At 54.2% G+C, this 25,454-nt stretch carries 23 protein-coding genes, 3 tRNA genes and 1 other RNA gene; 9 read left to right on the forward strand and 18 right to left on the reverse strand.

Annotated features, from left to right (window positions below):
- Nucleotides 1-358 precede the first annotated feature (358 nt).
- The 7 genes from AC52W5_RS01990 to AC52W5_RS02020 form a co-directional block, all read right to left on the reverse strand.
- A tRNA-His gene (locus AC52W5_RS01990) sits at nucleotides 359-433 on the reverse strand.
- A gap of 65 nt (nucleotides 434-498) precedes the next feature.
- Nucleotides 499-575: transfer RNA gene (locus tag AC52W5_RS01995), tRNA-Arg, on the reverse strand.
- A 35-nt stretch (nucleotides 576-610) separates the two neighbouring features.
- Nucleotides 611-687 (reverse strand) — tRNA-Pro (locus AC52W5_RS02000).
- A 164-nt stretch (nucleotides 688-851) separates the two neighbouring features.
- Entirely contained in the window at nucleotides 852-1,643 is a 792-nt protein-coding gene (folE2, locus tag AC52W5_RS02005) for a GTP cyclohydrolase FolE2 (RefSeq protein WP_495669777.1), read from the reverse strand.
- Nucleotides 1,644-1,704: 61 nt separating this feature from the next.
- Complete coding sequence (gene dxs / locus AC52W5_RS02010; RefSeq protein ID WP_495669778.1) at nucleotides 1,705-3,549, reverse strand: 1-deoxy-D-xylulose-5-phosphate synthase; 1,845 nt, start codon at nucleotides 3,547-3,549, stop codon at nucleotides 1,705-1,707.
- Between the two features lie 49 nt (nucleotides 3,550-3,598).
- Nucleotides 3,599-4,492, reverse strand: coding sequence for a polyprenyl synthetase family protein (locus tag AC52W5_RS02015; protein ID WP_495669779.1), 894 nt, complete (start codon nucleotides 4,490-4,492; stop codon nucleotides 3,599-3,601).
- Nucleotides 4,482-4,736 carry an exodeoxyribonuclease VII small subunit gene (locus AC52W5_RS02020; RefSeq protein WP_074704743.1) on the reverse strand — a complete coding sequence of 85 codons (255 nt, stop codon included), beginning with the start codon at nucleotides 4,734-4,736 and terminating at the stop codon, nucleotides 4,482-4,484. The genes AC52W5_RS02015 and AC52W5_RS02020 overlap by 11 nt, the downstream gene beginning before the upstream one ends.
- Nucleotides 4,737-4,964: 228 nt before the next feature.
- Here AC52W5_RS02020 and AC52W5_RS02025 point away from each other — a divergent pair, with 228 nt between their 5' ends.
- The 6 genes from AC52W5_RS02025 (at nucleotide 4,965) to spt (ending at nucleotide 11,411) form a co-directional block, all read left to right on the forward strand.
- The gene (locus AC52W5_RS02025) at nucleotides 4,965-6,062 is read left to right on the forward strand and encodes an aromatic ring-hydroxylating oxygenase subunit alpha (RefSeq protein WP_495669780.1); all 1,098 of its coding nucleotides are present in this window, start codon (nucleotides 4,965-4,967) and stop codon (nucleotides 6,060-6,062) included.
- Nucleotides 6,063-6,169: 107 nt separating this feature from the next.
- Entirely contained in the window at nucleotides 6,170-6,514 is a 345-nt protein-coding gene (locus tag AC52W5_RS02030; protein ID WP_107762220.1) for a SpoIIAA family protein, read from the forward strand.
- Nucleotides 6,515-7,191: 677 nt separating this feature from the next.
- A complete protein-coding gene (locus AC52W5_RS02035) occupies nucleotides 7,192-9,021 on the forward strand; it encodes a fatty acyl-AMP ligase (RefSeq protein ID WP_495669781.1) in 1,830 nt (609 codons plus the stop codon).
- A gap of 7 nt (nucleotides 9,022-9,028) precedes the next feature.
- Entirely contained in the window at nucleotides 9,029-9,943 is a 915-nt protein-coding gene (locus tag AC52W5_RS02040; RefSeq protein WP_495669782.1) for an NAD-dependent epimerase/dehydratase family protein, read from the forward strand.
- Nucleotides 9,944-9,972: 29 nt separating this feature from the next.
- The gene (locus AC52W5_RS02045) at nucleotides 9,973-10,227 is read left to right on the forward strand and encodes an acyl carrier protein (protein ID WP_495669783.1); all 255 of its coding nucleotides are present in this window, start codon (nucleotides 9,973-9,975) and stop codon (nucleotides 10,225-10,227) included.
- A complete protein-coding gene (spt, locus tag AC52W5_RS02050; protein ID WP_081363499.1) occupies nucleotides 10,224-11,411 on the forward strand; it encodes a serine palmitoyltransferase in 1,188 nt (395 codons plus the stop codon). Before AC52W5_RS02045 ends, spt begins: the two co-directional genes overlap by 4 nt.
- 291 nt (nucleotides 11,412-11,702) lie before the next feature.
- Here spt and AC52W5_RS02055 read toward each other — a convergent pair whose 3' ends face one another.
- On the reverse strand, nucleotides 11,703-12,299 hold the full coding sequence (locus AC52W5_RS02055; RefSeq protein WP_074973803.1) for a hypothetical protein: 597 nt from the start codon (nucleotides 12,297-12,299) through the stop codon (nucleotides 11,703-11,705).
- A gap of 229 nt (nucleotides 12,300-12,528) precedes the next feature.
- Nucleotides 12,529-12,829: RNase P RNA component class A (rnpB, locus tag AC52W5_RS02060), an RNA gene on the reverse strand.
- A gap of 99 nt (nucleotides 12,830-12,928) precedes the next feature.
- Here rnpB and AC52W5_RS02065 point away from each other — a divergent pair.
- Nucleotides 12,929-13,459 (forward strand): LEA/WHy family protein, encoded by a 531-nt coding sequence (locus AC52W5_RS02065; RefSeq protein WP_495669784.1) that lies wholly within the window; start codon nucleotides 12,929-12,931, stop codon nucleotides 13,457-13,459.
- Between the two features lie 11 nt (nucleotides 13,460-13,470).
- Here AC52W5_RS02065 and pyrE read toward each other — a convergent pair whose 3' ends face one another.
- Entirely contained in the window at nucleotides 13,471-14,154 is a 684-nt protein-coding gene (pyrE, locus tag AC52W5_RS02070; protein WP_495669785.1) for an orotate phosphoribosyltransferase, read from the reverse strand.
- 23 nt (nucleotides 14,155-14,177) lie between these two features.
- On the opposite strand from pyrE, the gene AC52W5_RS02075 reads away from it, so the two are divergent.
- Together AC52W5_RS02075 and AC52W5_RS02080 are read left to right on the forward strand one after the other, a co-directional pair.
- Nucleotides 14,178-14,957: an exodeoxyribonuclease III gene (locus AC52W5_RS02075; RefSeq protein ID WP_495669786.1), complete on the forward strand. Its 780-nt coding sequence runs from the start codon at nucleotides 14,178-14,180 to the stop codon at nucleotides 14,955-14,957.
- Nucleotides 14,958-15,025: 68 nt separating this feature from the next.
- Nucleotides 15,026-16,441 carry an AmpG family muropeptide MFS transporter gene (locus AC52W5_RS02080; RefSeq protein ID WP_495669787.1) on the forward strand — a complete coding sequence of 472 codons (1,416 nt, stop codon included), beginning with the start codon at nucleotides 15,026-15,028 and terminating at the stop codon, nucleotides 16,439-16,441.
- On the opposite strand, the gene metW is transcribed toward AC52W5_RS02080, so the two are convergent.
- The 8 genes from metW to AC52W5_RS02120 all read right to left on the reverse strand — a co-directional run bounded on the left by metW (nucleotide 16,442) and on the right by AC52W5_RS02120 (nucleotide 25,243).
- Nucleotides 16,442-17,044: a methionine biosynthesis protein MetW gene (gene metW, locus AC52W5_RS02085; protein ID WP_371265862.1), complete on the reverse strand. Its 603-nt coding sequence runs from the start codon at nucleotides 17,042-17,044 to the stop codon at nucleotides 16,442-16,444.
- Between the two features lie 14 nt (nucleotides 17,045-17,058).
- On the reverse strand, nucleotides 17,059-18,192 hold the full coding sequence (metX, locus tag AC52W5_RS02090) for a homoserine O-succinyltransferase MetX (RefSeq protein ID WP_074973792.1): 1,134 nt from the start codon (nucleotides 18,190-18,192) through the stop codon (nucleotides 17,059-17,061).
- A gap of 191 nt (nucleotides 18,193-18,383) precedes the next feature.
- On the reverse strand, nucleotides 18,384-20,111 hold the full coding sequence (gene ptsP / locus AC52W5_RS02095; RefSeq protein ID WP_495669788.1) for a phosphoenolpyruvate--protein phosphotransferase: 1,728 nt from the start codon (nucleotides 20,109-20,111) through the stop codon (nucleotides 18,384-18,386).
- A complete protein-coding gene (locus tag AC52W5_RS02100) occupies nucleotides 20,108-20,377 on the reverse strand; it encodes an HPr family phosphocarrier protein (protein ID WP_113068115.1) in 270 nt (89 codons plus the stop codon). Before AC52W5_RS02100 ends, ptsP begins: the two co-directional genes overlap by 4 nt.
- A gap of 3 nt (nucleotides 20,378-20,380) precedes the next feature.
- Complete coding sequence (locus tag AC52W5_RS02105) at nucleotides 20,381-20,773, reverse strand: PTS sugar transporter subunit IIA (RefSeq protein WP_495669789.1); 393 nt, start codon at nucleotides 20,771-20,773, stop codon at nucleotides 20,381-20,383.
- 54 nt (nucleotides 20,774-20,827) lie between these two features.
- Entirely contained in the window at nucleotides 20,828-21,778 is a 951-nt protein-coding gene (gene gshB / locus AC52W5_RS02110) for a glutathione synthase (RefSeq protein WP_495669790.1), read from the reverse strand.
- Nucleotides 21,779-22,041: 263 nt separating this feature from the next.
- On the reverse strand, nucleotides 22,042-23,337 hold the full coding sequence (gene gshA / locus AC52W5_RS02115) for a glutamate--cysteine ligase (RefSeq protein ID WP_495669791.1): 1,296 nt from the start codon (nucleotides 23,335-23,337) through the stop codon (nucleotides 22,042-22,044).
- A 115-nt stretch (nucleotides 23,338-23,452) separates the two neighbouring features.
- Nucleotides 23,453-25,243, reverse strand: a complete 1,791-nt coding sequence (locus AC52W5_RS02120; RefSeq protein ID WP_495669792.1) for an AAA family ATPase — start codon at nucleotides 25,241-25,243, stop codon at nucleotides 23,453-23,455.
- Between the last annotated feature and the right edge of the window lie 211 nt (nucleotides 25,244-25,454).

Consider the following 25,454-nt stretch of genomic DNA (forward strand, 5'->3'; position numbering starts at 1 on the left):
GTCTGTTATGCAAAATTGCTGACAATAGAAGCAGACCCGGCAGTTGTGAAGGAATCATTATGTGAATTTACGGGGAGGTAGCATAGGAGAGGAGGCTTTTGACTCCCAAACAGGAAAAGGGTGAAATCCTGACTCTGATAAAGTTCCTTGTTTCGTCGCACTTTACCCATAGCCCACCCGCTTTTAAAACTCTACTACAAAAGATTTCAAACTGAAAGATTGTGTACGTCATGCTGTGCACAACTGGTGGACATATGGGTTATGCCGTTTACTTCACGCTGCGCAGGGTAAGTTCAAATAGCGAGGATCTCGCGGTGCGCAAAGTCTCGCACTGAATGAAATAGATGGGTAGATGTTTTGGGGTGGCTGATGGGGATCGAACCCACGACAACCGGAATCACAATCCGGGACTCTACCACTGAGCTACAGCCACCATCCGAGAAAATCGCAATACACAATTCCGAAACCTGCCGCAAGGCTACGATTAGAGGTAGCTTGTGGCGTGCCCGACAGGAATCGAACCTGTAACCCCCAGCTTAGAAGGCTGGTGCTCTATCCGGTTGAGCTACGGGCACCACTCAAATCGGATTTCGCCTCGAATTAGCATGAATGGTCGGGGTGGAGAGATTTGAACTCCCGACATCCTGGTCCCAAACCAGGCGCGCTACCAGGCTACGCTACACCCCGGAAAGGGCGATAATATACCTTTCCGCCGCTAAAAGGTCAATTTTGGTTCCCTGGGAAAAATCAGATCGAGCGTAGGATTGCGCTTATTACTGTACCTTATCCCCGAAGCGGGGACACTGGATCAAGGAGTCGGGCGCAGGAAACAGATCGAGACGGGAGGGAGCTCAATTCTTCAATTTGTCGCACTCGATCAGTGCATATGCGGAATGATTATGAATGGACTCGAAATTTTCCGCTTCCACCGTGTAAGCATCTATCCGCTCGTCACGATTGAGCACTGATGCGATATCCCGCACTGCATCCTCGACGAACTTGGGATTCCCGTAAGCCTTCTCGGTGACATACTTTTCATCTGAGCGTTTAAGCAATCCATAGAGCTCACAGGAGGCCTGGTCTTCCGCAATGCGGATCAGATCTTCTATCCATACAAAATGGTTTGTCCGGATTGATATGGACATATGGGATCGCTGGTTGTGCGCTCCATAGTCCGATACCTCTTTGGAGCATGGGCAAAGGCTGGTTACGGGCACGACCACTTTCAAAGTGAAGCGGGATTCTCCGTTCCTGATTTGTCCGATGAAGGCAACGTCATAGTCCATCAGACTCTTTATGCCGGAAACCGGAGCGGTTTTGCCGATGAAATACGGAAAGCGCATTTCGATATCGCCGGATTCCGCCTCGAGCTTCCTCACCATCGAAATCAGCAGCTTTTCAAACGTTTCTACCGAGATTACCGAATCATGCTCATTCAGCATCTCGACAAAACGAGACATGTGCACGCCTTTGAGGTGATGTGCCAGGTTCACATACATGTTGAATACGGCCACTGTATGCTGAACGCCAGCCTTATCCATTATCCTTACCGGATGGCGGAGAGCCCTGATCCCCGCCTTGTCGATGGCAATGCGTCTCGTATCGGCCACCCTTTGCACATCTGCAATGAGCATTTTGTTCATCGTGTACCATTGCAAGGAAGAACATCGCACATCAAAGGCATGCGATGCAAAAGCGGGCGGTTTACTTTGGGAATCTCGCTCTTATGGCGTGTACGATCCCTTCCCTATCCAGCCCGCACTCGCTCAACATCTGAGAAGGGTCGCCCTGGTCGAGGAAAGTATCCGGCAGGCCCAGCTGTAATACTGGAACTGCGCGACCTCGTGCAGATAGCGATTCCAGAACCGCGCTGCCTGCGCCGCCCATCACAGTGTTTTCCTCCACCGTAACGAGCAATTCGTGATTGGCCGCCAGCGATGCGATGAGATCATCGTCCAGCGGTTTGACAAAACGCATATTGGCAACTGTCGCATTCAATTCTTCCGCTGCCTCAAGGCAAGGCTGGAGCATGCTGCCGAACGCGAGCAGTGCAATTTTTACTCCCTCCCGCCGTATTTCCCCACGCCCGATCGGCAGCATCTGCATCTCTTTCTGCGGCGCCACACCGCTACCTGAACCTCGAGGGTAGCGCACAGCGGCAGGTGTATTCATCTGAAAAGCGGTGTACAGCATCTGGCGGCACTCGTTCTCATCCGCAGGGGCCATTACGGTAATGTTCGGAATACAGCGCAGGTAAGTCAGATCGAAACTACCCGCATGGGTAGGTCCGTCTGCTCCCACCAGTCCGGCACGGTCTATGGCAAACACGACAGGAAGATTCTGAATGGCGACGTCATGAATCAACTGGTCATATGCGCGTTGGAGAAAGGTTGAATAGATCGCCACCACCGGCTTCAACCCGTCGCACGCGAGGCCGGCTGCAAAGGTGACGGCATGCTGCTCGGCGATGCCCACGTCAAAATAACGATCGGGATACTCGTGGGAAAACCTCACCATACCAGATCCCTCCCGCATGGCTGGAGTGATCCCTACCAGACGCTGGTCCAAGGCCGCCATATCGCACAACCAGTCCCCGAAAATCTGGGTATAGGACGGTTTGGCTGAAGCTTTGGGAATGATGCCCGCATCGGGATTGAACCTGGTTACGCCGTGATAAAGAATCGGATCGTCTTCCGCCGCCTTGTATCCCGCTCCTTTACGGGTGACCACGTGCAGAAACTGGGGACCGCGAAGATGCCTGATGTTGTTGAGCGTGCTGACAAGCACGTCAAGATCATGGCCATCAATAGGCCCGATATAATTGAAACCGAATTCTTCAAACAGCGTGCTTGGCGTCACCATGCCTTTTACATGCTCCTCGGCACGCTTGGCAAGTTCCAGCACATGTGGAACCACTCCCAGCATTTTCTCGCCGGCGCGGCGCGCGGTCGCATAGAACTGGCCGGACATGAGCCGCGCCAGATAATTGTTGAGCGCTCCCACTGGCCGGGAAATCGACATATCGTTGTCGTTCAGAATGACCAGCAGGTTGGTATCCATGGCACCGGCATTATTCAAAGCCTCGAACGCCATGCCGGCGCTCATTGCGCCATCACCGATCACTGCGACCACGGACCGCTTCTTGCCCTCCCGCTGCGATGCTACTGCCATCCCAAGCGCAGCGCTGATGGAGGTGCTGGAGTGGGCGGTGCCGAAAGCGTCATATTCACTTTCATCCCGGCGCGGAAAGCCGGCGATACCGCCGCGCATGCGCAATTTGCCCATGCCTTCGCGCCGTCCGGTCAGAATCTTATGGACATAGGTCTGGTGACCCACATCCCAGACCAGGCGGTCGTAGGGTGTATTGAAAACGTAGTGCAGTGCGATGGTCAGTTCGACTGTGCCCAGATTGGAGGACAGATGACCGCCGGTTTTGGCTACCGATTCAACCAGGAATTGGCGCAACTCGTCTGCAAGCTGCGGCAGCAACTTGCGTTCCAGTGTCCGCAGCTTGGCAGGATCGGTAATGGTATTGAGCAATGGGTGCATTTAAACCTTGAAAATTACAAAATCCTTTTTCCGGGAAACACGCCGGCCTTCAAAATTCCCGGTGAATGATAAAATCAGTTACCTGCCTCAATCGTCCCGCGGCTGCCTCAAACATCTCCAGGGATGCATATGCCTCCTGCCGCAACTCCTCCGCGAGCTCGCGCGCCCGTTTGCTCCCCAGAATACTCACATAGGTAGGCTTATTGTTTTCGGCATCCTTGCCGGCGGTCTTGCCGAGGGTGGCAGTGGTTGCCTCGGCGTCGAGAACGTCATCGACAACCTGAAATGCAAGACCGATGCATTTGGCAAAATGATCAAGGGCTGCCAACTGGGCTTCGCCCAACCTGCTGCCACAATAGGCACCGAGCATTACCGCGGCTCGAATAAGCGCGCCCGTCTTGTGAATATGCATGAATTCCAGTTCGGGGAGACTTAATGCCCTGCCGACGCTGGCAAGATCGACAGCCTGCCCTCCCGCCATGCCGCGCGAACCGGCCGCTTGTGCCAGACGTCTGATCATTTCGAGTTGCATCTTCGGAGTGTCAGCCAGGGAATATTCGGCCAGCAACTGAAAAGCGAGACTCTGCAAGCTGTCCCCCGTCAGTAGCGCGATTGCTTCCCCATACTCGATATGACAGGTAGGTTTTCCCCGACGCAATACATCGTCATCCATGCAGGGCAAATCATCGTGCACGAGTGAATAGGCATGAATGAGTTCCACTGCGACAGCAGCAATCGTCACCCTCTCCTCATTCGCATTGTTCAGCTCGCCGGCTGCGAAAGCGAGCAAGGGCCGTACGCGCTTGCCCCCACCCAGAACGGTGTAGCGCATCGCTTCATGCAAGCGCTCAGGCGCGACGTCTGCGGCAGGAAGCAAGGTCTGCAGGGAATTTTCGATGCGTACCTGGTGGCTTCTCGCCCAATCCTGGAAATCAGCGGTCATCAATACCGGAAGGGGAGAAATTTTTCAGTGTGTTGGCTTCAAGGAGGCGTACCTGTTGCTGCGCATCCTGCAACTTGGAGTGGCAATATTGTAGCAATTCCGTCCCACGTTTGTGAGCTTCGAGGGATTCTTCAAGCGGCATCTGGCCTGCTTCCATTTCCAGAACGATGCTTTCCAGCTCAGCCAGCGCAGCTTCAAAACCTTCCGGAGGGGAAAATTTGACGGGGTCGGCGGGCTTTGTCATGATAAACACGCTGTCAGAATGGGTGTATTGCGGACAAACGGCAAAAATAACGCAATAAGTGGTGTCAGGTCAATTAAATCCACGAAACTTTCCCATGAAAGAGGTTTCTTAGTCGGATTATAAGCATTTCAGGGCAAGGACATGAGGACATGCTCATTCTCTTCCTGCCTTCCCTGCCGTTCCTGGTTTTGATAATCCAGTCATCTTTTGAAAGGTGAAAAGTAGCATATGGTCGATCTGATTGATGTTTGCCAATTGGCTCCAACGCAACTGCCGGTTGACTGGTATCTCGACTCTCGAATCCTTGAACTGGAAAAACGCATTCTGTTCGACCAGGGACCGGGTTATGTCGGCCATGAGATCATGGTGCCAAACATTGGGGACTATTATGTGCCTGAATGGATGGATAATGCGAAAATGCTGGTGCGCAATAAGGATGGTATCGAGTTGCTGTCCAACGTCTGCCGCCACAGGCAGTCGCTGCTGCTCAAAGGGAGTGGCAACACCAGAAACATCGTTTGTCCCGTGCATCGCTGGACGTATGACTTGAAGGGCACGCTGCTCGGTGCGCCCCATTTCCCCGAAAACCCTTGCCTCAATCTTTCCAATACGCCTTTGCAGAGCTGGAACGGGCTCCTGTTTCAAGGCAGGCGGAACGTTGCGCGCGATCTAGGCAACGTGCAAATCCTGAAGAATTTCGACTTCTCGGGTCATGTGCTGGAACGCCTTCAGATAGATGAATACGCCTGCAACTGGAAAACCTTCATAGAGGTTTATCTGGAGGACTACCACGTCGAGCCATACCATCCAGGGCTGGGCAACTTTGTTGACACGACTGCGCTGGAATGGGAGTTCGGGGAGTGGTACAACGTTCAGACTGTGGGGATCAATAACGCCCTGACCCGCCCGGGGACGCCTGTCTATGCAAAATGGCACGAGCAACTGTTGCTGCAGACAGCGGGCGAAATACCGAGGCATGGTGCAATCTGGATGCTGTACTATCCCAACATCATGATGGAATGGTACCCCCATGTATTGGTCATCAGCACGGTGCTTCCTGCCGGAGCGGAGCGTTGCACCAACGTAGTGGAGTTCTATTATCCTGAAGATATCGCTTTGTTTGAGCGTGAATTCATTGAAGCGGAACAGTCCGCCTATCGTGAAACCGCTGCTGAGGATGATGAAATCTGCAAGCTGATGACAGAAGGGCGCCGTGCGCTGTACAGACAAGGCGTGAGCGAGGCCGGACCGTACCAATCGCCGATGGAAGATGGCATGGTGCACTTCCACAAGTTTCTGCGGCGAGAAATTGAACCGCACATCTGAGCGATAAGTGATATCCTTTTGCTGAGCGTATTTTCTTCGGTAGCCCGAATTTTTTGGGCTACCCGGATTTTTTCCCTGCCCGCGCAATTTTATATTGTGGGTAACACATGATAACCATTGAGGAAACAGAAAATCTGATCAGTATCGCTGTTTTCGGTGAATTCACATTGGCCGATTACCGCGAATTCGAGGACAAGGTACTTCGCAAGGCTGCCCCCGGCGGCAAGGTGAACGTACTGTTCGATTGGCGGGATATGCTGAGCTACACCATCGATGTCGCTTGGGAGGACATCAAATTCGTGCGGGAACATGGCAGCGAATTCAACCGCATCGCGATAATCACTGAAAACCAGTGGCGCGCCTGGGCGGCCTGGGTATCCAATCTATTTGTCAATGCCGATATACGGGTATTTCGGGATTATGCTGAGGCAACGGCATGGCTCGAGGCATGAAGTGACGGTACTGAGTGAGTGTAAATCCGGCCTTGCGCCTTTGGCGTCAGCGGAAGCCTCATTCCAGGGGAGGAATTTTTTCAAGGATTCCGCGTGGTGTATAGTGCGATTCCGGAAGACTGCGCTCGGGCCCTGCAATAATCTGCTTCGAAAATAAAAGAAGAGTTGATCCCTCGAGAGATGGATTCCTGTAAAAAATGGCGCGCGGCCGCGAAAGAGATTGAGATCAGATCTAACGCAAAGCTGAAGGGTCCGGTTCCGGCAAGTGTTGCAAAAAAGACACACATTTCCCTTCCATTCTCCAAAACCTCTTTATATCGTCTGCCAACTCGTACAGAATGGAGCTTATCGCCTATCCTGTAAGTATCGAAAGCAGACTGCGAGCGCGAGAAACAGCCTCTTGCACGTGAAAGGAGCGTGATCCGGTAATGCCGAAGTACATGCCCTGTTACGATAATGAGAGCTGAATATAAGAAGGTTCGTTAATTTTACGGATTAGCGCATTTATTTTTTGTTTTTCGAGCTACTGCCTTTACCGGGAGCCAGGTAGAGTCGATATTTTCAAGCAGCAACTCGAACGACGCGACAGCGGATGACGGCCAAAACAACGATTGCCCGACTGGAATCCTTTATATTATAAAAAGATGACTAGTACGATTAATTTGGAGGGGAAGACCTTGAGTTCAACAATAGCGAAGTTGAACGCTCCGTTAACGCAAGCGTTTAATCCTCAATTATTATCAAGCGAGCAGCCGGCAACTGCGATCCCCACACCTACGTATAACACTCAATCTCAGAGATTAGCCGACTTCGACACCTTGATCGCTGCACTCGAGTATGCCGCGGCCGGTACAGCCGGGTATAACTTTTATGATGCCAAGGGTAATCTCCGCTCCGTTCTTTCCTATCAGGCATTAAGGCAAAATGCCCAAGCAGCGGCGCGTCAGTTGCTCGGGCTTGGATTGGCGAGAGGGGACCGTGTTGCGGTTATTGCCGACACGACGCCGGAGTTCATGGAAATCTTTTATGCATGCCGCTATGCAGGACTGGTACCTTATGCAATGCCTGTTCCTGTCAACCTCGGCAGCCATGCGGTTTATGTTCGGCAGCTGCGCGGAATGCTGGAGGCGGGTCAGGCAAGCGCTGCCCTGGCGAACGTTGACTATGTCGGTTTTTTGAAAGAGGCAGCCGAGGGGTCGCAATATCTGCGCTGGGTGGGAACGCCGGAGCAGCTCGGGGAACTGCCGGCGCTGAACACCGAGCTCGCGGCAAATAGTCCGGATGAAATCGCGTACCTGCAATTTACTTCGGGAAGCACGCGCATGCCACGTGGAGTGGTAATTACCGAAGGCGCACTGATGAGCAATCTCCAGGGCATTGTCCGTCACGGCCTGAATATTCGGGCAGGAGACCGCTGTGCGTCCTGGCTGCCGTTTTATCATGACATGGGTCTGGTCGGCATGGTAATGGCGCCCATGGTGGCGCAGGTTTCCGTCGATTATCTGGCTACCCGTGATTTTGCAATCAGGCCGTTGCAATGGCTGCGCCTGATCAGCAGAAATCGCGCCACCGTCGCGTTCAGTCAACCCTTCGGGCTCAAGCTCTGCACGCTTCGCGTACGCGATTCCGACCTGGAAGATCTTGATCTCAGCAGTTGGCGTGCAGCGGGAGTCGGCGCGGAAATGATCCGCCCCGACACTTTGAGGAATTTTGCGGAAAAATTTGCGCCCGCCGGTTTTGACGCGCGCGCATTCCTCCCCTGCTATGGGCTGGCTGAGTCGACGCTCGCCGTTACTTTCTCCCAGGTTGGCGAAGGCTTTCAGAGTTTGCGAGTCGACGCGGCAACCCTCGTTGACAGGAAAATGGCAGTACGGTTACAGGTGGAAGGTCGGAAGTACAGTGAATTCGTCAATTGCGGCCGCGCGTTGCCGGAGCATACCGTCAAGGTGGTCGACGAGGCCGGCCAGCAACTCCCTGATTTGCGCGTAGGCAGCGTACTCGTGCAGGGCAGCAGTATCATGACAGGTTATTTCAACAATCCGGAAGATACCTGCAAGACGCTCAAACCTGGAAACTGGCTGGATACCGGTGACCTGGGATTCCTCTTTGAAGGTGATCTATACATCACCGGGCGTCGCACCGATGTAATCATCGTCAATGGGCGTAATATCCGCGCCCAAGATATCGAGGAGCTTGCTGAACAGCAACCCGAGGTGAGAACGCGTGAAGCGTCTGCCTTCGGGATTACTGACGCCAATGGCATCACGACCATTGTCCTGGTCATCGAATGCCGACTTACCTCGGTCACGGATCGCCAGTCCCTTACCAGTCGCCTGCAACGTCTGGTCTACATGGCGTTTGGCGTGAATTGTCTGGTGGAGCTGGTTCCACCGCACACCCTGCCGCGTACTTCCTCTGGAAAACTGTCCCGTTTTGCTGCACGCCAAGGCTTCATCCAGCGAACACAGTTGACAGACCAGTTATCTGCCGAGTCCGGGGACAAATAATCGGCGTATGTCGGAGTCCTGGGTCGCCGTTACCGGCGCCACTGGCTTTATCGGGAATGCGCTGTTGCAGTCCCTGATAAAGGAAGGATGGAAAGTCAGGGCTCTGACAAGACACGCGCGAGTAGATGACGAGTCCACGCAATGGATAGAAGGCGATTTACATAACCTTGATGCATTGCGAAAGCTCGTAATCGGCGTCTCCGCTGTTGTACATTGCGCCGGTCAGGTTCGGGGAAGTTCTCTCGAGAGCTTTGTCCGTACCAATGTGGAAGGTACGAGCAACCTGATGCAGGCTTCTCTGGAACAAAACCCGCCTCCACGTTTTCTGCTGATTTCTTCTCTGGCCGCGCGGCAACCCGAGCTTTCCTGGTATGCCCTGAGCAAGCACAGGGCTGAACGGCTGATAAATGAGCGTTCAGCTGGCATGGCTTGTGCCATTTTTCGCCCAACGGCCGTTTATGGTCCCGGAGATAAGGAAATGAGCCCCCTTTTCAGGATAACGCGCCGCGGTATCTTGCCAATGGTGGGACAACCTGACATGCGGTTTGGATTACTGCATGTCGCCGATCTGGTAGCCGCCATCACCTGCTGGCTTTCGACTGCGGTGCCTGTGCAAGGCACCTACGAGCTTGATGATGGCAGGCTGGGAGGTTACGACAGCCAAGCGGTAGCCACTATTGCGCAGGAAGTGTGGAAACGCCCCGTACACTGCGTCTTTTTCCCCGCACCACTGGTTTCATTGATCGCAAACGTCAACTTGTGGTCTGCCAGATTGCTAAGCTATTCACCTATGCTGACACCGGGAAAAGTGAGAGAATTGCGCCACCCCGACTGGGTTTGTGATATTGATCCCCTGACCCGGGCGCTCCCTGACTGGCGACCCTGCATCCACCTTCGCGACGCTTTGCCACAAGCGGTCTAATTTCAATCATCGAATCATTTTGAATCCAGATGTTGAACGATTATAACGACGTTCTGCAAAAACTTTGCCATCACCTCAAACAGCTTGCCGGTCCGGAGGTGGAAATCACACCGCAGACCGATCTTATTAATGGGCTGGCAATCGATTCTGTAAAATTGCTGAACCTGATCATGGAAATCGAGGACGAGTTCGACATTTCCGTACCGATCAATGCTCTTGCGGATGTACAGACCGTTCATGAGCTCGCCAACTTGATCCACCAGATAAAGTCTCAAAAACAATGAGTTTGCTAGATAAGCTGGATGCCGTGGCAGCAGCGAGAAAAGCCTTGCTGCCTGAGGGTGTTGAGGTTTTTGGAACGCCCATAGAAGAAGTTTATTCCTCGACCGAAGCCAGGATCGGGGATCACCGGATATTGTTTCTGGGAACAAATAATTATCTGGGCCTTACCTTTGCACAGGAGTGCCGGGATGCAGCGCAGGAAGCGATTCACAGTGAAGGGACGGGTACAACCGGCTCGCGCATGGCCAATGGCAGTTACAGTGGCCATCGTGCCCTCGAGCGCGAGTTTGCCGAGTTTTATCAATACCGGTCCTGCATCGTATTTACCACAGGGTATCAGGCCAACCTTGCGACCATCTCAGGCTTGGCCGGGCCCGGCGACATCGTTCTTATTGACGGCGATTCCCACGCAAGCATCTACGATGGCTGCCGTTTGAGCGGCGCCGAAATAATCCGCTTCAGACATAATGATGCAGCAGATCTGGAGAAACGTCTCCGCCGCCTGGGAGAACGATCGCGCTCCACCCTCATCATTGCCGAGGGCATCTACAGTATGCTTGGAGACCGCGCCCCGCTGGCGGATATCGTCAAGGTAAAGGATGCGTATAACAGCATGCTTCTTCTTGATGAAGCGCATTCCCTGGGGGTGCTGGGTGAGACCGGACAAGGTCTGGTAGAAGAAACAGGCCTCCTCGATAGAGTAGACTTCATCACAGGCACCTTTAGTAAAAGCCTGGGCGGGATCGGCGGCTACTGTGTGAGCAATCATCCGCAACTGGATCAGTTGCGCTACGTGAGCCGGCCTTATATTTTTACTGCCTCACCTACGCCTGCCACCATCGCCTCAACCCGCGCAGCTCTCAGGCTGCTGAGGGAGGGGGTCGAATTACGCCGGCAGCTCTGGAAGAATGTGCACCAACTCTACTCGCAACTCAAGGAACTGGGTTATCGACTGGGACCGGAGCCCAGCCCTGTTATCGCAACAATCCTTGAAACGCCGCAACAGGCGCTGGCACTGTGGAAAGGACTGCTTGAACATGGTATCTATGTGAATCTGGTTTTGCCACCCGCCACGCCGGAGGGCAATTCGTTGGTGCGTTGCAGTGTAAGCGCTGTCCATACCAGCGAGCAGATGAATCATGTCGGCAAAACTTTCGCCAGGCTGCGCGAGATTATTTTCCAGTAAGGATTTTTCGTTTCTCAGACGCATGCGCGTTGAAAGCCGGCCTGGGAGGAGGATTCTCGCCTTGCTACCCTGCCTTACACCGCCCACTCCACGTTACGGTAGTCACAGGAGTATGCTGTAAGGTGCGGAGCAGACCCAATGACGAATAAAAGAAACGGCGCCGGGTCAAGAAGGGAAAATATGACAATCCCTTAAAACCCGCCGCCGTTCGTTCAGGAGGATTCGCGGAAGTGCGTGCCTTTGATTTCGCGAATCGAGAGTTGAATAGCGCTGATTCTGCTCAGACGTTGGTCAGGACATTTTGGCGCTCGTCCGCCGACGCAGCAGAAAGAAGGCTGCTACGCCACCTACACCCAGTATCAGCGCAATCTCTGTCATGCCGATCCCACCACCGTGTCCATCATGGCCGCCACCTCCGCCCACGTGTACTGGAATGCGTACCGCCGGAGTCATCTTGCCGTCCTTCTCGGTTTCCAGCAGCAACGCGTACTGCCCCAGTTCTTCCAGGTTTACGGTAAATGTAATGCTTCCGGAAGGATAGGGTTTGGCGGGTATCGACATGATTTCATGCCCTCCCTCTCCATGACCTTCCATCACCAGGCGCATCGCGATGGGAATTTCGCGGGATTCAGGATCGGTCAGATCCACCGTGAAATACAGCTCCCCGGTCTCAGGAACATGGTCGCAATAGGCATGAGTGGGTGGAAGCTCGCCCTTGGGCTTCTCATAGGCAGTGAAGGATACAGGAAAGGCGCCCGATTTGATGGCGCAGTCGCCTGAATGGTGACCTTCATGCGCAAGCATGAGTTGTGCATGGATGGGGGCAGCCGCGAAAGCTATCAACGCAGCCGATGCCAGCCCAGCAACCCACTCAAAAATTTTCTTCATAATATCTCCGGTTTTGTGTCCGCAATTTAATCTGTCGCCCCGCGCGAGCGGGAATAATTTTCGATTGTATAACAAACCTGTCTGGAAAAGGAAACAGAGAATATTCATGCAACAGGCTACGGAAGAACAGCAAGAGGTCTATTTTTGCGCTTTATGCTGCTCCGAGAGTGCGGACGGCTTGCGATCGGCATGGCGTCGCTTTCGCCTTTGTGGAATCATAATTTAGAAGAGAAGAAGCTGGCCGATAAGCCGGGTTCTGTCAAGGACAGTCATTCCTCTAGGCGTGCAGTCACCCGCACGCTCAAGCAACCTACCCGCAGGCTCAGCGAGCAGCATCATCGCCTGCCTATTTGGTCTTGCTCCGGATGGAGGTTACCGCGTTTCACCGTAACTTAATACGCTCGTCTCTGTGGCCCTATTCCTCGCCTTACGGCGGCCGGCCGTTAACCGGCATCCTGCTCTGCGGAGCCCGGACTTTCCTCTCCCTGCCTTCGTCATCGAGGACAGGCAGCGACTGCCTGGCCAGCTTCGGCCCAATGATAGCCTAAAGCCCGGCTGCACCGCAAACCTCCGCACTCCCCTACCACCAATGACCACGCTCAATAGAAGAATAAAAATGGATGCAGGCAGTGAACTCGCAAAATGAAATATTCGGGTATGATCTCCCCGTTGCCACCGGTGAAATCATGATACGAAGCATACTGGTCATATCCGCCCTGATTTTTTTCCTTTCCGCGTGTGCGGCTCTCAGGCCGCAGGAGCCGTTGCGAATTTCCGTTGCCGGGCTTGAGCCGCTTGAAGGAAAAGGCATGGAGGCCCGTTTTGCAGTCAGCCTGAGAATCCAGAACCATGGCGCGATTCCGCTGGACTATGATGGCGTTGCGCTCGACCTGGACCTGCGTGGAATGAGCTTTGCCAGCGGAGTGAGCGATCAGCAGGGCACGATTCCCCGCTTTGGCGAAACGGTCATCATTGTTCCGGTAACGGTTCCTGCCAGCGCAATCATCCGGCATGTATTCCGCCTGACCACGGGGGATCATGGAAGGACCGACTACGAACTGCGTGGTCAGCTGGGTGCGCCGGGCTTTGCCATTGGGCGCTATTTTGATGCAAAGGGTGAAATCACACTCCCTGACCTGCCGGCTGAGGAGGCCCGGTAAATACTACCTCCTCAGCCGGCGCGATAAATGCCGCCGCGTTCAATCGGTTCTATCATTCTAGCCGAATACCGGGTGCGATATTCCTCCACTGCCAGGAGGTGATTTGCCAGATCCCGACTCTGGCGCAGGTAATCGACGATGCTTTCCAGGTTGACGATGCTCATGACAGGAATTCCATACATGCGGCGCACTTCCTGCACGGCGGAAAGCTCGCCCTTACCCCGCTCCATGCGGTCCAAGGCTATGGCCACCCCCGCGGGAGTGGCACCTGCGGCATGAATATACTCGACCGATTCCCGCACCGACGTGCCGGCGGAAATCACATCATCCACAATCAGCACCCGCCCGGCAAGAGGCGCGCCCACGAGATTCCCCCCTTCTCCATGGTCTTTCGCCTCTTTGCGGTTGAAACAGAAAGGGTAGTTGTTGCCCTCGGCAGCCAGGGCAATGGCAATGGAACTTACGAGCGGAATACCCTTGTAGGCGGGACCGAAAAGCATGTCAAACGGAAGCTGGGCAGCAAGAATGGCTTTGGCGTAAAATTGCCCCAGCTTTCCGAGAGATGCCCCATCGTTGAACAGTCCCGCATTAAAAAAGTAGGGTGAAAGACGTCCTGCTTTGGTCTGGAATTCGCCAAAGCACAGGACATTCCGGCTGATGGCGAACTCGATGAACTCCTTTCGGAAATCGGGCATGATAATGGCTTCGGGAAATTGACGTGCGAATTATAACGCTTAACCTCAACGGAATACGCTCCGCTGCCAGCAAGGGTTTTTTCCGCTGGCTGCCTTTGCAGGACGCAGATATCGTCTGTGTTCAGGAACTCAAGGCTCAGGTGAGCGATATTACCGAGGAAGTGCTCTCCCCTGATGGCTACCACGGCCACTTCCACTGCGCTGAAAAAAGAGGATACAGTGGAGTAGGCATTTACACACGGTATGAGCCGGGCAACGTGACCGAAGGCGTCGGCATGCCGGAGATCGATGCGGAGGGACGCTACCTGCGCGTCGATTTCGGGCAGCTGAGCGTCATATCGATCTATTTTCCATCCGGTTCCGCGGGTGAACATCGGCAGGCCGTCAAATATTTCTTCATGGAGCAATTTTTTCCCATGCTTAAGAAATTGGCAGCATGCGGCAGCGAGATTATTTTGTGCGGAGACTGGAACATCGCCCACAAGGAGATCGATCTCAGAAACTGGCGTTCCAACCAGAAGAATTCCGGCTTCCTGCCGCAGGAGCGCGCCTGGCTTACCGATGTATTTCAGGAGCTTGGATTCGTAGACGTCTTCCGCCAGATAAATCCGGACCCGGACCAGTATACCTGGTGGTCCAATCGCGGGCAGGCCTGGGCGAAGAACGTCGGCTGGCGCATCGATTATCAGATCGCCACCCCCGGTATCGCAGCCAAGGCCAAGGCGGTTTCGATTTACAAGACCGAGCGTTTTTCTGATCATTCCCCACTTATCATTGACTACGATTACAGCTTATCCGCCTGATCCGGTAATTTACCGCGAACCGCCGATAATGTCCGGAAATGGCCCGCCAGAATGACTGATCCAGAATAATGCCAGTTACCCTTTCGAGTTGGCTGCACGCTTTTCGCATCTATACCCACCCAAGAGTGCTGGGCATGCTGTCTCTTGGCTTCTCGGCGGGATTGCCCCTGCTCCTGGTGATGGGCACACTTTCCTTCTGGCTGCGGGAAGCGGGAATCGACCGTTCCACCATAGGCCACCTGAGCTGGATCGGTCTGGCTTACGGCTTCAAATGGATGTGGTCTCCACTGGTGGATCGCCTGCCTCTGCCATTATTGACACGATGGCTGGGCCGGCGCCGCTCATGGCTTTTACTGTCACAAATCGTTATCGCGCTTGCCCTCGTCGGCATCGCGCTTACCGATCCACTCCAGAATCTTTCGCATACAGTCTTTTTTGCTCTGGCGGCCGCCTTCGCTTCCGCAACCCAGGACATCGCTCTGGATGCATACCGGATCGAGGCGGTCGCGCCCAGGCTCCAGGGGGCGATGGCCGCCACCTATCAGGCAGGATATCGTCTGGCGATGATCCTGGCTTCCGCAGGTGCGCTGTGGATAGCCGCCGCCGCAGGCTCATCAGCAGACATCTACGACTACGTGACCTGGCGTATCGCTTACCTGAGCATGGCTGCCTGCATGTCGGTAGGAATCATCACTACGCTCATCATCCGCGAACCGGAGGTTCCTCTCACCCGTCTGATTTCAGAAAATGAGGATCGCGCGAGGGCCGCCATTGCACATTGGCCAATCAGCACGACGCTCAAGCAGATGCTGGCGTGGCTGTATGGAGCCGTAATCGCCCCTTTCCGCGACTTCATTGTCCGTTATGGTGGACAAGCCTTGCTGATTCTCGCCCTGATCGCGGTCTACCGCATTTCCGACGTAGTAATGGGTGTCATGAGCAATCCTTTCTACGTCGACATGGGTTATACGAAAGATGAAGTGGCAACGGTTTCCAAGGTCTATGGAGTCCTCATGACGATCGCAGGCGCAGCGCTGGGGGGCGTTCTGACAGCCAAAATCGGCATCATGCGTACGCTGTTTCTGGGAGCGGTTTTGTCCGCGGTAACCAACCTGCTGTTTGTCTGGCTGGCAGGACGCGGGCATGACTTGACGGGCCTGATCTTCACCGTATCGGCGGACAATCTCTCAGCCGGGATAGCGTCCTCCGCTTTTATCGCTTATCTTTCCGGCCTGACCAATTCCGCCTATTCCGCTACTCAATATGCGCTATTCAGTTCAGTAATGCTGTTGTTGCCGAAATTTATCGCCGGATTCAGCGGAGACTTCGTGGATGCGTACGGTTATGCCAGTTTCTTTACCGGCACGGCGCTGCTCGGCCTCCCGGTGCTGGTTCTGGTCTGGCTGGCTGGCCGTGCAAGATTCGAGCGCGCAGAACTCCAGAAGATTGAGGCTTTTCCGGGGAAACAGCTCTCGCAAAAATAGCTATTTCTGCTGCTCAAACCGGTAAAAGGCTAGCATTCCCAGCAAATTGGGCATGAACGTGATCTGGTAATTTCCACTCATTACCCTGCGTTCGAGAATACGTGCCCCGTGCTGGCCGCAGAATTCCTCGAAATCGCCCAGAGTGCAGTTATGAATATTGGGAGTATCGAACCATTGGTAAGGCAGGGCTTCGGAAACCGGCATATGGCCGGAAAGCACCTGCAAACGGTTCTTCCAGTAACCGAAATTGGGAAATGACACGATGCCTTCCTTGCTTACACGAAGCATTTCCTTGATGATGTTCTCGGTATTTTTTACAGCCTGCAGGGTTTGCGAGAGCACCACGTAATCAAACGATCCCGATTCAAAACTCTGCAAACCAGACTCCAGGTCGCTCTGGATCACATTCACGCCATTATTGAAACAGGCCAGGACGTTGACATCATCAATTTCCACCCCGTAGCCACGCGACCCCCGGGAATCCCGCAAAAAACGTATAAGCGAACCGTCGCCGCAACCCAGATCGAGCACCTTGGATCCCGGTTTGACCCATGCTGCAATCAGGGCAAAATCGGGCCGGGCAACCTTAAACGATGAATTCATGGCAGGGGACTTCGTCATACGACAATGTTATCCATGTAAGCCCGCACCAACCTGTGATAATGGCGATCCTCCATGAGGAACGAGTCGTGGCCGTGGCTGGATGTAATTTCGGCATAACTGACGTTCAATTCGTTGTCCAGCAGTGCCCTTACGATGGCGCGCGAACGCTCCGGGGAAAAACGCCAGTCGGTAGTAAACGACAGTACCAGGAAATTCGCCCTGGCGAATCGGAACGCGGCGCTCAGGTCGTTGTTGTGCGGGAAGGCCGGGTCAAAATAGTCCAATGCCTTCGTCATCAGCAGATAGGTATTCGCATCGAACTGGCTGGCGAATTTATCTCCCTGATAACGAAGATACGATTCGATTTCGAACTCCACCTCGTAGCCGAAGGCAAGTGCCCCGTTCCGCAGTTCCCGTCCGAATTTGGCGGCCATCGAGTCGTCCGAAAGGTAGGTGATATGTCCCAGCATTCGCGCCAGGCGTAATCCCCTCCGCGGAATGACGCCGTGTGAATAATAGTCGCCACCGTGAAAATCAGGATCGGTAATGATAGCCTGGCGGGCCACGTCATTGAATGCGATGTTCTGCGCAGTTAATTTTGCAGCCGCGGCGATGACCAGCGCGTGGCGCACCCTCTCGGGAAAATCAAGTGTCCACTGCAAAGCCTGCATTCCGCCAAGACTGCCGCCAGCCACAGCGGCAAACTGGTCGATGCCCAGATAATCGGCAAGGCGGACCTGTGTCTGTATCCAGTCTTCCACGGTCACAACCGGAAAATTCGGGCCGTAACACTTTCCGGCCCTGGCATCGATACTCGCGGGACCGGTGGATCCATGACAACCGCCCAGATTGTTTACCCCGATTACGAAAAATTTCTGGGTATCGATCGATTTGCCCGGCCCGATCATATTGTTCCACCAGCCGGCACTCTTGGGGTTATCGTCGTAAAGACCTGCCAGATGATGGTTCCCGGATAGGGCGTGACATACCAGTACGGCATTCGACCGCGCCGCGTTGAGCTCCCCGTATGTTTCGTACACCAGCTCGTAGCTGTCGAGCACCGCACCGCTCTTCAAATGCAAAGGCGTGTCAAAACGCGCCACCTGCGGAGTAACAGTACTGAATGAATTCGAATCTTGCATGAGCATGAAAAAGGTCAGGAGGCTGATGTCACGATTGGTTCCTTCCCGAGCCCGGTCTCCAGAAAATTAAAACCGGCTTTGTGCAGGAATTCCCATTCTGCCAAATAATCGCATCGCCTGATTGTAACCGGCAATTATAGTCGTACACGCTGCTCATATGCATTGGCATTCTGTGAAATGGAGCAGGGAACGATCGTTCAACCGTTGAGCTTCGCCAGCAGTACGTGAATTTTCTCCGGATCAGCGGTTTTCAGTATTTTTTGGGTGATCGGAATGAGGTCGGGCAGATTTGCGCGCAAGACTTCACGTTTTACGGTCAGCAGTTGGGCGGGGTGCATGGAAAACACCCGTAAGCCGAAACCGAGCAGCAGACGGGTAAATACCACATCCCCTGCGATCTCGCCGCACACGGACACGGGTATGCCCACCCGGTTGGCACTGCGTATGACATGCGCTACCAACCGCAGCACTGCAGGATGCAGCGAGTCATAGAGATGCGCAACACTGTCATCGGCGCGATCTATCGCCAGCGTATACTGAATGAGATCATTGGTGCCAATTGACAGGAAATCGAGCTTGCGCATGAAAATGTCAAGACTCAGCGCAGCGGCTGGAATTTCTATCATTCCTCCCACCTGCACTTTTTCGTCAAAAGGAATTTTTTCATTGCGCAGGCTTTGTTTGGCACTCTCGATCAAATGCAGCGTCTGCGTTATTTCAGCAACGTTGGAAAGCATCGGCACCAGAATCCGGATCTGCCCATAGCGCGAGGCGCGTAGAATAGCGCGCAGCTGGATATTGAACATCTGGGGTTCGGCCAGGCTCAGCCGGATGGCGCGCAGTCCCAGGGCGGGATTCGCGGCTACCCGTTTGGCATGATCCAGGTTCTTGTCCGCGCCAAGATCGAACGTGCGCACCGTTACCGGCATTCCCCGCATTTTTCGCGCCACGGTTCGATAAGCTTCGAATTGCTCTTCCTCGTCGGGCAAGCTATCCCGATTGAGGAACAGGAATTCGCTCCGAAACAGGCCGACCCCGGTCGCTCCATTTTCTTTTACCTGATCGACGTCCTGCGGCAACTCGATATTTGCATACAACTCCACTACCGTACCATCCAGCGTCGCCGCTATCGTCGTCCTCAAGCGTTTGAGCTTCTGTTTTTCCAGTTCCAGTTCGCTCTGGCGCAGTCGATATTCCGCAAGCACATGCTCGTCCGGATCCACGATGACCACACCCTGCTTGCCATCCACGATCAGAACATCATTTTCCCGGATAATTCGGCGGGCATGGTGAAGCGCGACGACAGAGGGGATGTTCAGGCTGCGGGCGACAATGGCCGTATGCGAAGTCAGGCCGCCAAGATCCGTCAGGAATGCAGTAAACGAATGCTGCTTGTATTGAAGCACATCGGCCGGACTCAAGTCGTGCGCTATCAGGACACTGTTGCCATCCAGCTTTTGCGAAGGGGGGATATATCCGGGATGCCCCAGCAATACCTTGAGAACGCGCTCCACCACCTGGATGACGTCCGTTTTACGTTCTCGCAGATAGGGGTCTTCTATTTCCTCGAACTGCGCCATCAATACCCCCATCTGCTGGGTAATGGCCCACTCGGCATTGCACTGATTCTGGGCAATGTACGCTTTTGCCGCAGTCGAGAGCGTGGGATCATCCAGAATCATCCGGTGCAGATCGAGGAACGCTTCGTATTCGGCGGACGCAGGTCCGCTGACGATCGTGTCGTGCAATGCCTGAAGCTCTTCGCGAACGGTTGTGAAAGCGGTGTCCAGCCGGGAGATTTCATGGGTGACCTGATCCTCGGGCACGACGTGATGGGCGACCTCGAGCGCGGCATGAGACGCAAGATGAGCATGGCCTATGGCGATACCTTCCGAAACGCCCACGCCATGCAGTACAAAGCTCATTCGCTTTCTCCGAAGCGATCCTCGATCAGTTGTATCAAGGCCTGCATTGCCTCAATCTCGTCCTCACCCGTGGTTTCGATGACCAGGGTCGCACCCTGGTTCGCCGCCAGCATCATGACGCCCATGATACTTTTTGCGTTGACTTTGCGATCGTTTCGGGTCAACCATACATCGCTGCGGTATCGACTGGCCAACTGGGTGAATTTGGCGGAGGCACGGGCGTGCATCCCCAGTTTGTTCAGGATCTTGATCTCTTTATGTTGCATTTATCAACCTGGGCTTATACGAAAAATGCCGTCCCATCCGCCTGCCAGCGCCTTCTCCGCCACCGATTCCAACGGCTCGGCGCGATAAGTAAGCGCCCGCACCAGCATGGGCAGATTCACTCCCGCAAGGCATATCACCCGTTCTGTGGAAGCAGCGAGCCGGGTGGCTATATTGCACGGGGTTGCGCCGCAGATGTCGCTCAATACCAGCGCACCCTCGCCGCTATCCAGCTCTCTTACCCATTCCACTGCTTTTGAAAGGATAACGTCAGGATCATCCTGAGGGTGAATGGCAATGTGTGCCAGATCTGGCAATTTCTTTCCCATCACGTGGTTGGCGCTCTCAACGAGGCTTTCGCCCAGATTGCCGTGAGAAATAATCAAAATCCCGATCATGGTATTGTCAGCACCCAGACAACAAAGAAGGCAACAAGAAGGCAACGGAATGGATCAACGGGGCATCTTTTCAAGGGCATCCACCATCATTCCAGCCACATTGAAGCCGGTCTGGTCTGAAATTTCCCTCATACCCGTAGGACTGGTGACATTGATCTCGGTAAGATAATCCCCGATGACATCCAGTCCCACCAGCATCAAACCTTCATTGAACAATGCGGGACCGAGTGCTTCGGCAATTTCACGATCCCGCGGGCTGAGTGGCTGAGCGATGCCGGTAGCACCCACATTCAGATTACCCCGGAATTCTCCGGGCCGCGGGATGCGGGCAAGTGTATAAGGGACTGGTTCCCCCGCGATCAACAGGATGCGCTTGTCCCCCTCGGTGATTTCGTGGATATACCGTTGAGCCATGATGGTCTTTGTGCCATAGTGCGTCAATGTTTCTATTATCACCCCGATATTGTGGTCCCCCTGGTGAACGCGAAACACACTTGCTCCGCCCATGCCGTCAAGCGGCTTGAGAATGATGTCGTCGTGCTCTGCAAGAAAATGACGAAGTAGACTTTCGCTTCGCGTCACCAGCGTTTCCACGGCATATTCGGGAAACTTCGCCACCGCGAGCTTCTCGTTATGGTCCCGGATTGCGCGCGCGCTGTTGATGACACGGGCACCGCGCGTTTCAGCCAGTTCCAGCAAGTAAGTGCTGTAGATATACTCCATATCAAACGGCGGATCTTTGCGCATCAGTACGGCATCGAATTCCTGTAGTGGTATTTCTTCCGGCTCGTCCACCCGGTACCACAGCCGTCCCTGAGGATCCTCGCCGGTCAATTCGAGTGTGCGCGCGAAACCGACCGTATCCCCCCGCTGCCAGGCCAGGTCTCCCTGTTGCATCGAGAATAACGTGTGACCCCTTGCTGCCGCCGCGCGCATGATGGCGACGCTCGAATCCTTGCGCGTTTTGATTGAATCGAGGTGATCAAGAACAAAGGCAAGTCTCATGTTATCAGGGGGATTATATGGAGAATGGAATGAAGATGAGGCATCAGAGGTGGGAGAGTGAACAAAACGCGCATTATCAAACCAAAATGTGCGGGAGGCTGTTATCAGCATAGCATCTGAGTCAGATTGCTCGTCCCCTTTCATCAGAGAGGATGGTTTTAGCGGATTCACCCCCTGCAGATGAGCGACGGCCCATTTTCGGGATTCATTTTCAGGGAAACTTCCCGAGGAAAATCCGGAGAGAATGGATGGATAAGGCTGCGCTAAGCCACGATGGCTTCGGTTCTCGCCTCACTTTTTTCCAGTTCTTGTGCAGCAGCCAGCAGAGCCAGCCGGGCTATGACACCATAAGCATAAAACCGGTTGGTGCTGCAACCCGGCTGCGCTTCCCGATCCGGCAGAAGGCAGGTATCCTCGAATGCCAGCGGCACGAAATGCATACCGGGAGCATTGAGGTTCTCGTCGACCCCCCGCTCGGTATGCACTCGATAGAAACCACCGACGACATAGCGGTCTATCATATAGATGACGGGCTCCGCTACGGCATCGTCGACATTCTCAAACGTATAAACCCCTTCCTGCACCATGATGTCGGTCACCTGCAATCCTTCTTTTACGACCGCCATCTTGTTGCGCTGTTTCCGGCTGAGCGTGCGCACTTCTGCGCCATCTTTTACGGTCATTATCCCCATTCCGTACGTACCGGCATTGGCCTTCACAATCACGAAGGCGTCTTTCCTGACTCCATATTCGGCATATTTCTCCCGGATCTGGCCCAGGATCTCATCCACTGTGTTGGCTACGCAGTCTTCACCCTTTTTTTCGCGAAAGTTGATTTTTCCGCAGGAAGCGAAATAAGGATTGATAAGCCACGGATCAATACCGATCAAGCTTGCAAACTGCTGCGAGACATTATCATAGGCGGTGAAGTGATGGGATTTCCGCCGGCTGGTCCATCCCGCATGCAGGGGAGGAATGACCGTCTGCTCGAGATTCCGCAGGATAGCCGGTGTGCCGGTGGAAAGATCGTTGTTGAGAAGCACGACGCAGGGATCGAAATCTTCCAGAACGACCCGATTGCCCTTCCGCTGGATCGGCTCGAGCGTGAGTTTGTTCCCATCGGGCAGGTCGAGCGCAGTGGGTGCGGTGATCTCAGGGAGCAGCGTACCAATACGGACTTGAATGCCGGCATGCCGCATGATTGCGTGCAAGGTCGCCAGATTTTGCAAGTAAAAAATATTGCGCGTGTGACTTTCCGGAATCAGCAGCACGCTGCGTGCACCGGTACAGATTTTATCGATGGCCGCCATCATCGCCTGAACGCATAAAGGCATGAATTCGCGGTTGAGATTATTGAAGCCTCCGGGGAACAGGTTGGTATCGACGGGCGCCAGCTTGAACCCGCTATTGCGCAAATCCACGGAGCAGTAAAAAGGCGCCGCATGCGTCTGCCATTCATTGCGCAACCATTGCTCGATCGAAGGCATGGCATTGAGGATGCATTTTTCAAGATCAAGAATGGGACCGCTCAGGGCAGTATCAAGATGGGGCGTAGGCATGAAGAAAGCGGGTATCAACAGGAAACGGCGATTGTAACATCAGGAAAGCAGGCAATAAGCTGCTCCTCCCACAAAGCTGCGGCGTCTGGACAATGGGGGCAATGTTTGGCGCAGATTATTTCAGTTCACCCAGGGTACGCAATTCCGGATCGAAAGCGGTCTGGTATTTCTCGGGAAGTCCAGCCACCGCCATGCTCGCTTCGTACTCGTCCGGATATAGGCCGTAGGTGACGACAAACCCGCTCTTGCCCCTGGAGAAGGGATAAACATAAATATTCGACAAATCGACGAGCGCGCGGGCTCGCACTAGAAACCGCTCTATACGATCAGGCTGGACATTGCTGGTAGTGTATAGCAAGATGGTGTACAGATTCCGGTCCACCTTGGAGAAAGCTCCGCGGGTCGCCTCGACCCGTTGTTTCAGCAGCTTGTACTCCGCCAGATCGACTCCTGCAATAGGGTCTGCCGCATCTCCGGCGGACTGACCTTCGGCAGAAAGGCCGCTTCGTGCAGCCGTGCCTGTCGCCACCGCCTTTCCACTTCCAGAGGGTGTTTTATCAGTTCCGACGTTGGCGGCAGTTTCCTTATTTGCCTTGTCCGTAGCGGCCTTATCCGTAGCAGTCTTGGCCGGGGTGTTGCTGGCAGATGGTATCTTTCCCCCGGATTCCTTGTTGCTCCCCCCGGGGGGAAGCGGAGTGGCGGCGGAAATGGAAGAGGAAGATGGAGCGTTTGCAAGAACGCTTGGGGGAGGGGTCGCGATCGTTGTGGGATAAATCGTGGCAGCGGGAGCAGACAATGTCCCCGGCGCCGCCGCTTCAAGCGACAAGGAAGCAGAGGCGTTGCCGATGCCTGCCGGTTGAGGGTGCGAGACCTGCCAACCGGCGACACCCAGCACTATTACGACTGCCGCACAGGATGCGGCGCCCGCGCCGGCTATGAGATGTCCCACGAAATCGGGGCGATTGCGCTTGTCCCTCCAATCGGGATGCGGTTTGAGCCCGAGATCCGTTATCACTTTTCTGACATGAACCGCCTCCACGCTCGAAGCTTGCGCAAGAAACGCTGCTATCAGCGACTTGTCGGCGATCATATTCAGCTGGCGCAACAGTCCACCGGCGGCAACGTCGATCAATCGCAGCGCAGCAGGCGAAAAAATGTCCGGTCCTTCATAGCCTGCGATCGTCCTCATCCGATAGAGCAGATATTCGCTCGCGGCTTCGCGATCCAGTAGCTGCAAAACATATCGATGGCGAACCGCTGTTCTGATCTGGATAAACTGCTGTGAAGCCAGTGTACGTTCCAGCTCCGGCTCGCCCACCAGAACGATCTGCAGCAATTTATGGTGGGACGATGCCCACTTGTATAACAGCCACAGCGCTTCCAGCGTTTCTGCTGGCAGAGTATGCGCTTCATCTATCAGTAACACGACTTGCCTGTCGCCAGCCTGCACGGCGGCGAGAATTTCCTGCAGTTCATCGACATCAGCCGGCGCGGGTGGAAGGACCAGGCCTTCTTTCTCCGATTGAAACTTCAATTCGTCCATTATGGAATTCAGTAAAGCTTTCTTCGACGAATCTTTCTTTGCAGAATAAATAACCCGCATGCTATCAGACAGCCATTTCATCAACGCCTGGCATAGCACGGTTTTGCCGCTCCCCACTTCGCCGGTGAGAGCAATCATGCCCTCTTCGCCTTCGCCGTGCGTCAATACATAGATAAGGGCATCCAGAGTTGCGCCTCGCCCTCCTCCTTCATAGAAACAGTCACCATCAGTTGCTGACGATTGAGAAAATGGCTGCCTGGATAAACCGAAATGATCAAGATACATTGGTGCCTCGTTGTCCGATCCGCCTGGAGGATGTGTTTCGTAATTGATCCGGTCAGAAAATACTATGAATGCCGTCATTCCGGGCCTGGCCCGGAATCCAGCAAACCGGAATCCAGTCCAAACCAATAATGGCGTGCTTTAAACGTCACTGGATACCGGCTTCCGCCGGCATACGCTTGTACTGTTTGCCCGCTGACTCAATGGGTCGCTTGCTGCTGTCAGGAACTCTAATCAAGGATTCTGAATAAGATACACTATGGAACATAAAATTCCTTGATGAACCAGATAT

The organism is Nitrosospira sp. CT (assembly GCF_059489795.1).

Coding starts and splice junctions, on each gene's coding strand:
- AC52W5_RS02025 (WP_495669780.1), top strand. CDS start 4,965: ATGGTCGATCTGATTGATGTTTGCCAATTGGCTCCAACGCAACTGCCG.
- gshA (WP_495669791.1), bottom strand. CDS start 23,337: ATGCCTACGCCCCATCTTGATACTGCCCTGAGCGGTCCCATTCTTGAT.
- dxs (WP_495669778.1), bottom strand. CDS start 3,549: ATGCACCCATTGCTCAATACCATTACCGATCCTGCCAAGCTGCGGACA.
- AC52W5_RS02020 (WP_074704743.1), bottom strand. CDS start 4,736: ATGACAAAGCCCGCCGACCCCGTCAAATTTTCCCCTCCGGAAGGTTTT.
- AC52W5_RS02030 (WP_107762220.1), top strand. CDS start 6,170: ATGATAACCATTGAGGAAACAGAAAATCTGATCAGTATCGCTGTTTTC.
- AC52W5_RS02105 (WP_495669789.1), bottom strand. CDS start 20,773: ATGATCGGGATTTTGATTATTTCTCACGGCAATCTGGGCGAAAGCCTC.
- AC52W5_RS02045 (WP_495669783.1), top strand. CDS start 9,973: ATGTTGAACGATTATAACGACGTTCTGCAAAAACTTTGCCATCACCTC.
- metW (WP_371265862.1), bottom strand. CDS start 17,044: ATGAATTCATCGTTTAAGGTTGCCCGGCCCGATTTTGCCCTGATTGCA.
- spt (WP_081363499.1), top strand. CDS start 10,224: ATGAGTTTGCTAGATAAGCTGGATGCCGTGGCAGCAGCGAGAAAAGCC.
- ptsP (WP_495669788.1), bottom strand. CDS start 20,111: ATGAGCTTTGTACTGCATGGCGTGGGCGTTTCGGAAGGTATCGCCATA.
- gshB (WP_495669790.1), bottom strand. CDS start 21,778: ATGAGACTTGCCTTTGTTCTTGATCACCTCGATTCAATCAAAACGCGC.
- pyrE (WP_495669785.1), bottom strand. CDS start 14,154: ATGCCCGATTTCCGAAAGGAGTTCATCGAGTTCGCCATCAGCCGGAAT.
- AC52W5_RS02040 (WP_495669782.1), top strand. CDS start 9,029: ATGTCGGAGTCCTGGGTCGCCGTTACCGGCGCCACTGGCTTTATCGGG.
- AC52W5_RS02100 (WP_113068115.1), bottom strand. CDS start 20,377: ATGCAACATAAAGAGATCAAGATCCTGAACAAACTGGGGATGCACGCC.
- AC52W5_RS02055 (WP_074973803.1), bottom strand. CDS start 12,299: ATGAAGAAAATTTTTGAGTGGGTTGCTGGGCTGGCATCGGCTGCGTTG.
- AC52W5_RS02120 (WP_495669792.1), bottom strand. CDS start 25,243: ATGACGGCATTCATAGTATTTTCTGACCGGATCAATTACGAAACACAT.
- AC52W5_RS02015 (WP_495669779.1), bottom strand. CDS start 4,492: ATGACCGCTGATTTCCAGGATTGGGCGAGAAGCCACCAGGTACGCATC.
- metX (WP_074973792.1), bottom strand. CDS start 18,192: ATGCTCATGCAAGATTCGAATTCATTCAGTACTGTTACTCCGCAGGTG.
- folE2 (WP_495669777.1), bottom strand. CDS start 1,643: ATGAACAAAATGCTCATTGCAGATGTGCAAAGGGTGGCCGATACGAGA.
- AC52W5_RS02080 (WP_495669787.1), top strand. CDS start 15,026: ATGCCAGTTACCCTTTCGAGTTGGCTGCACGCTTTTCGCATCTATACC.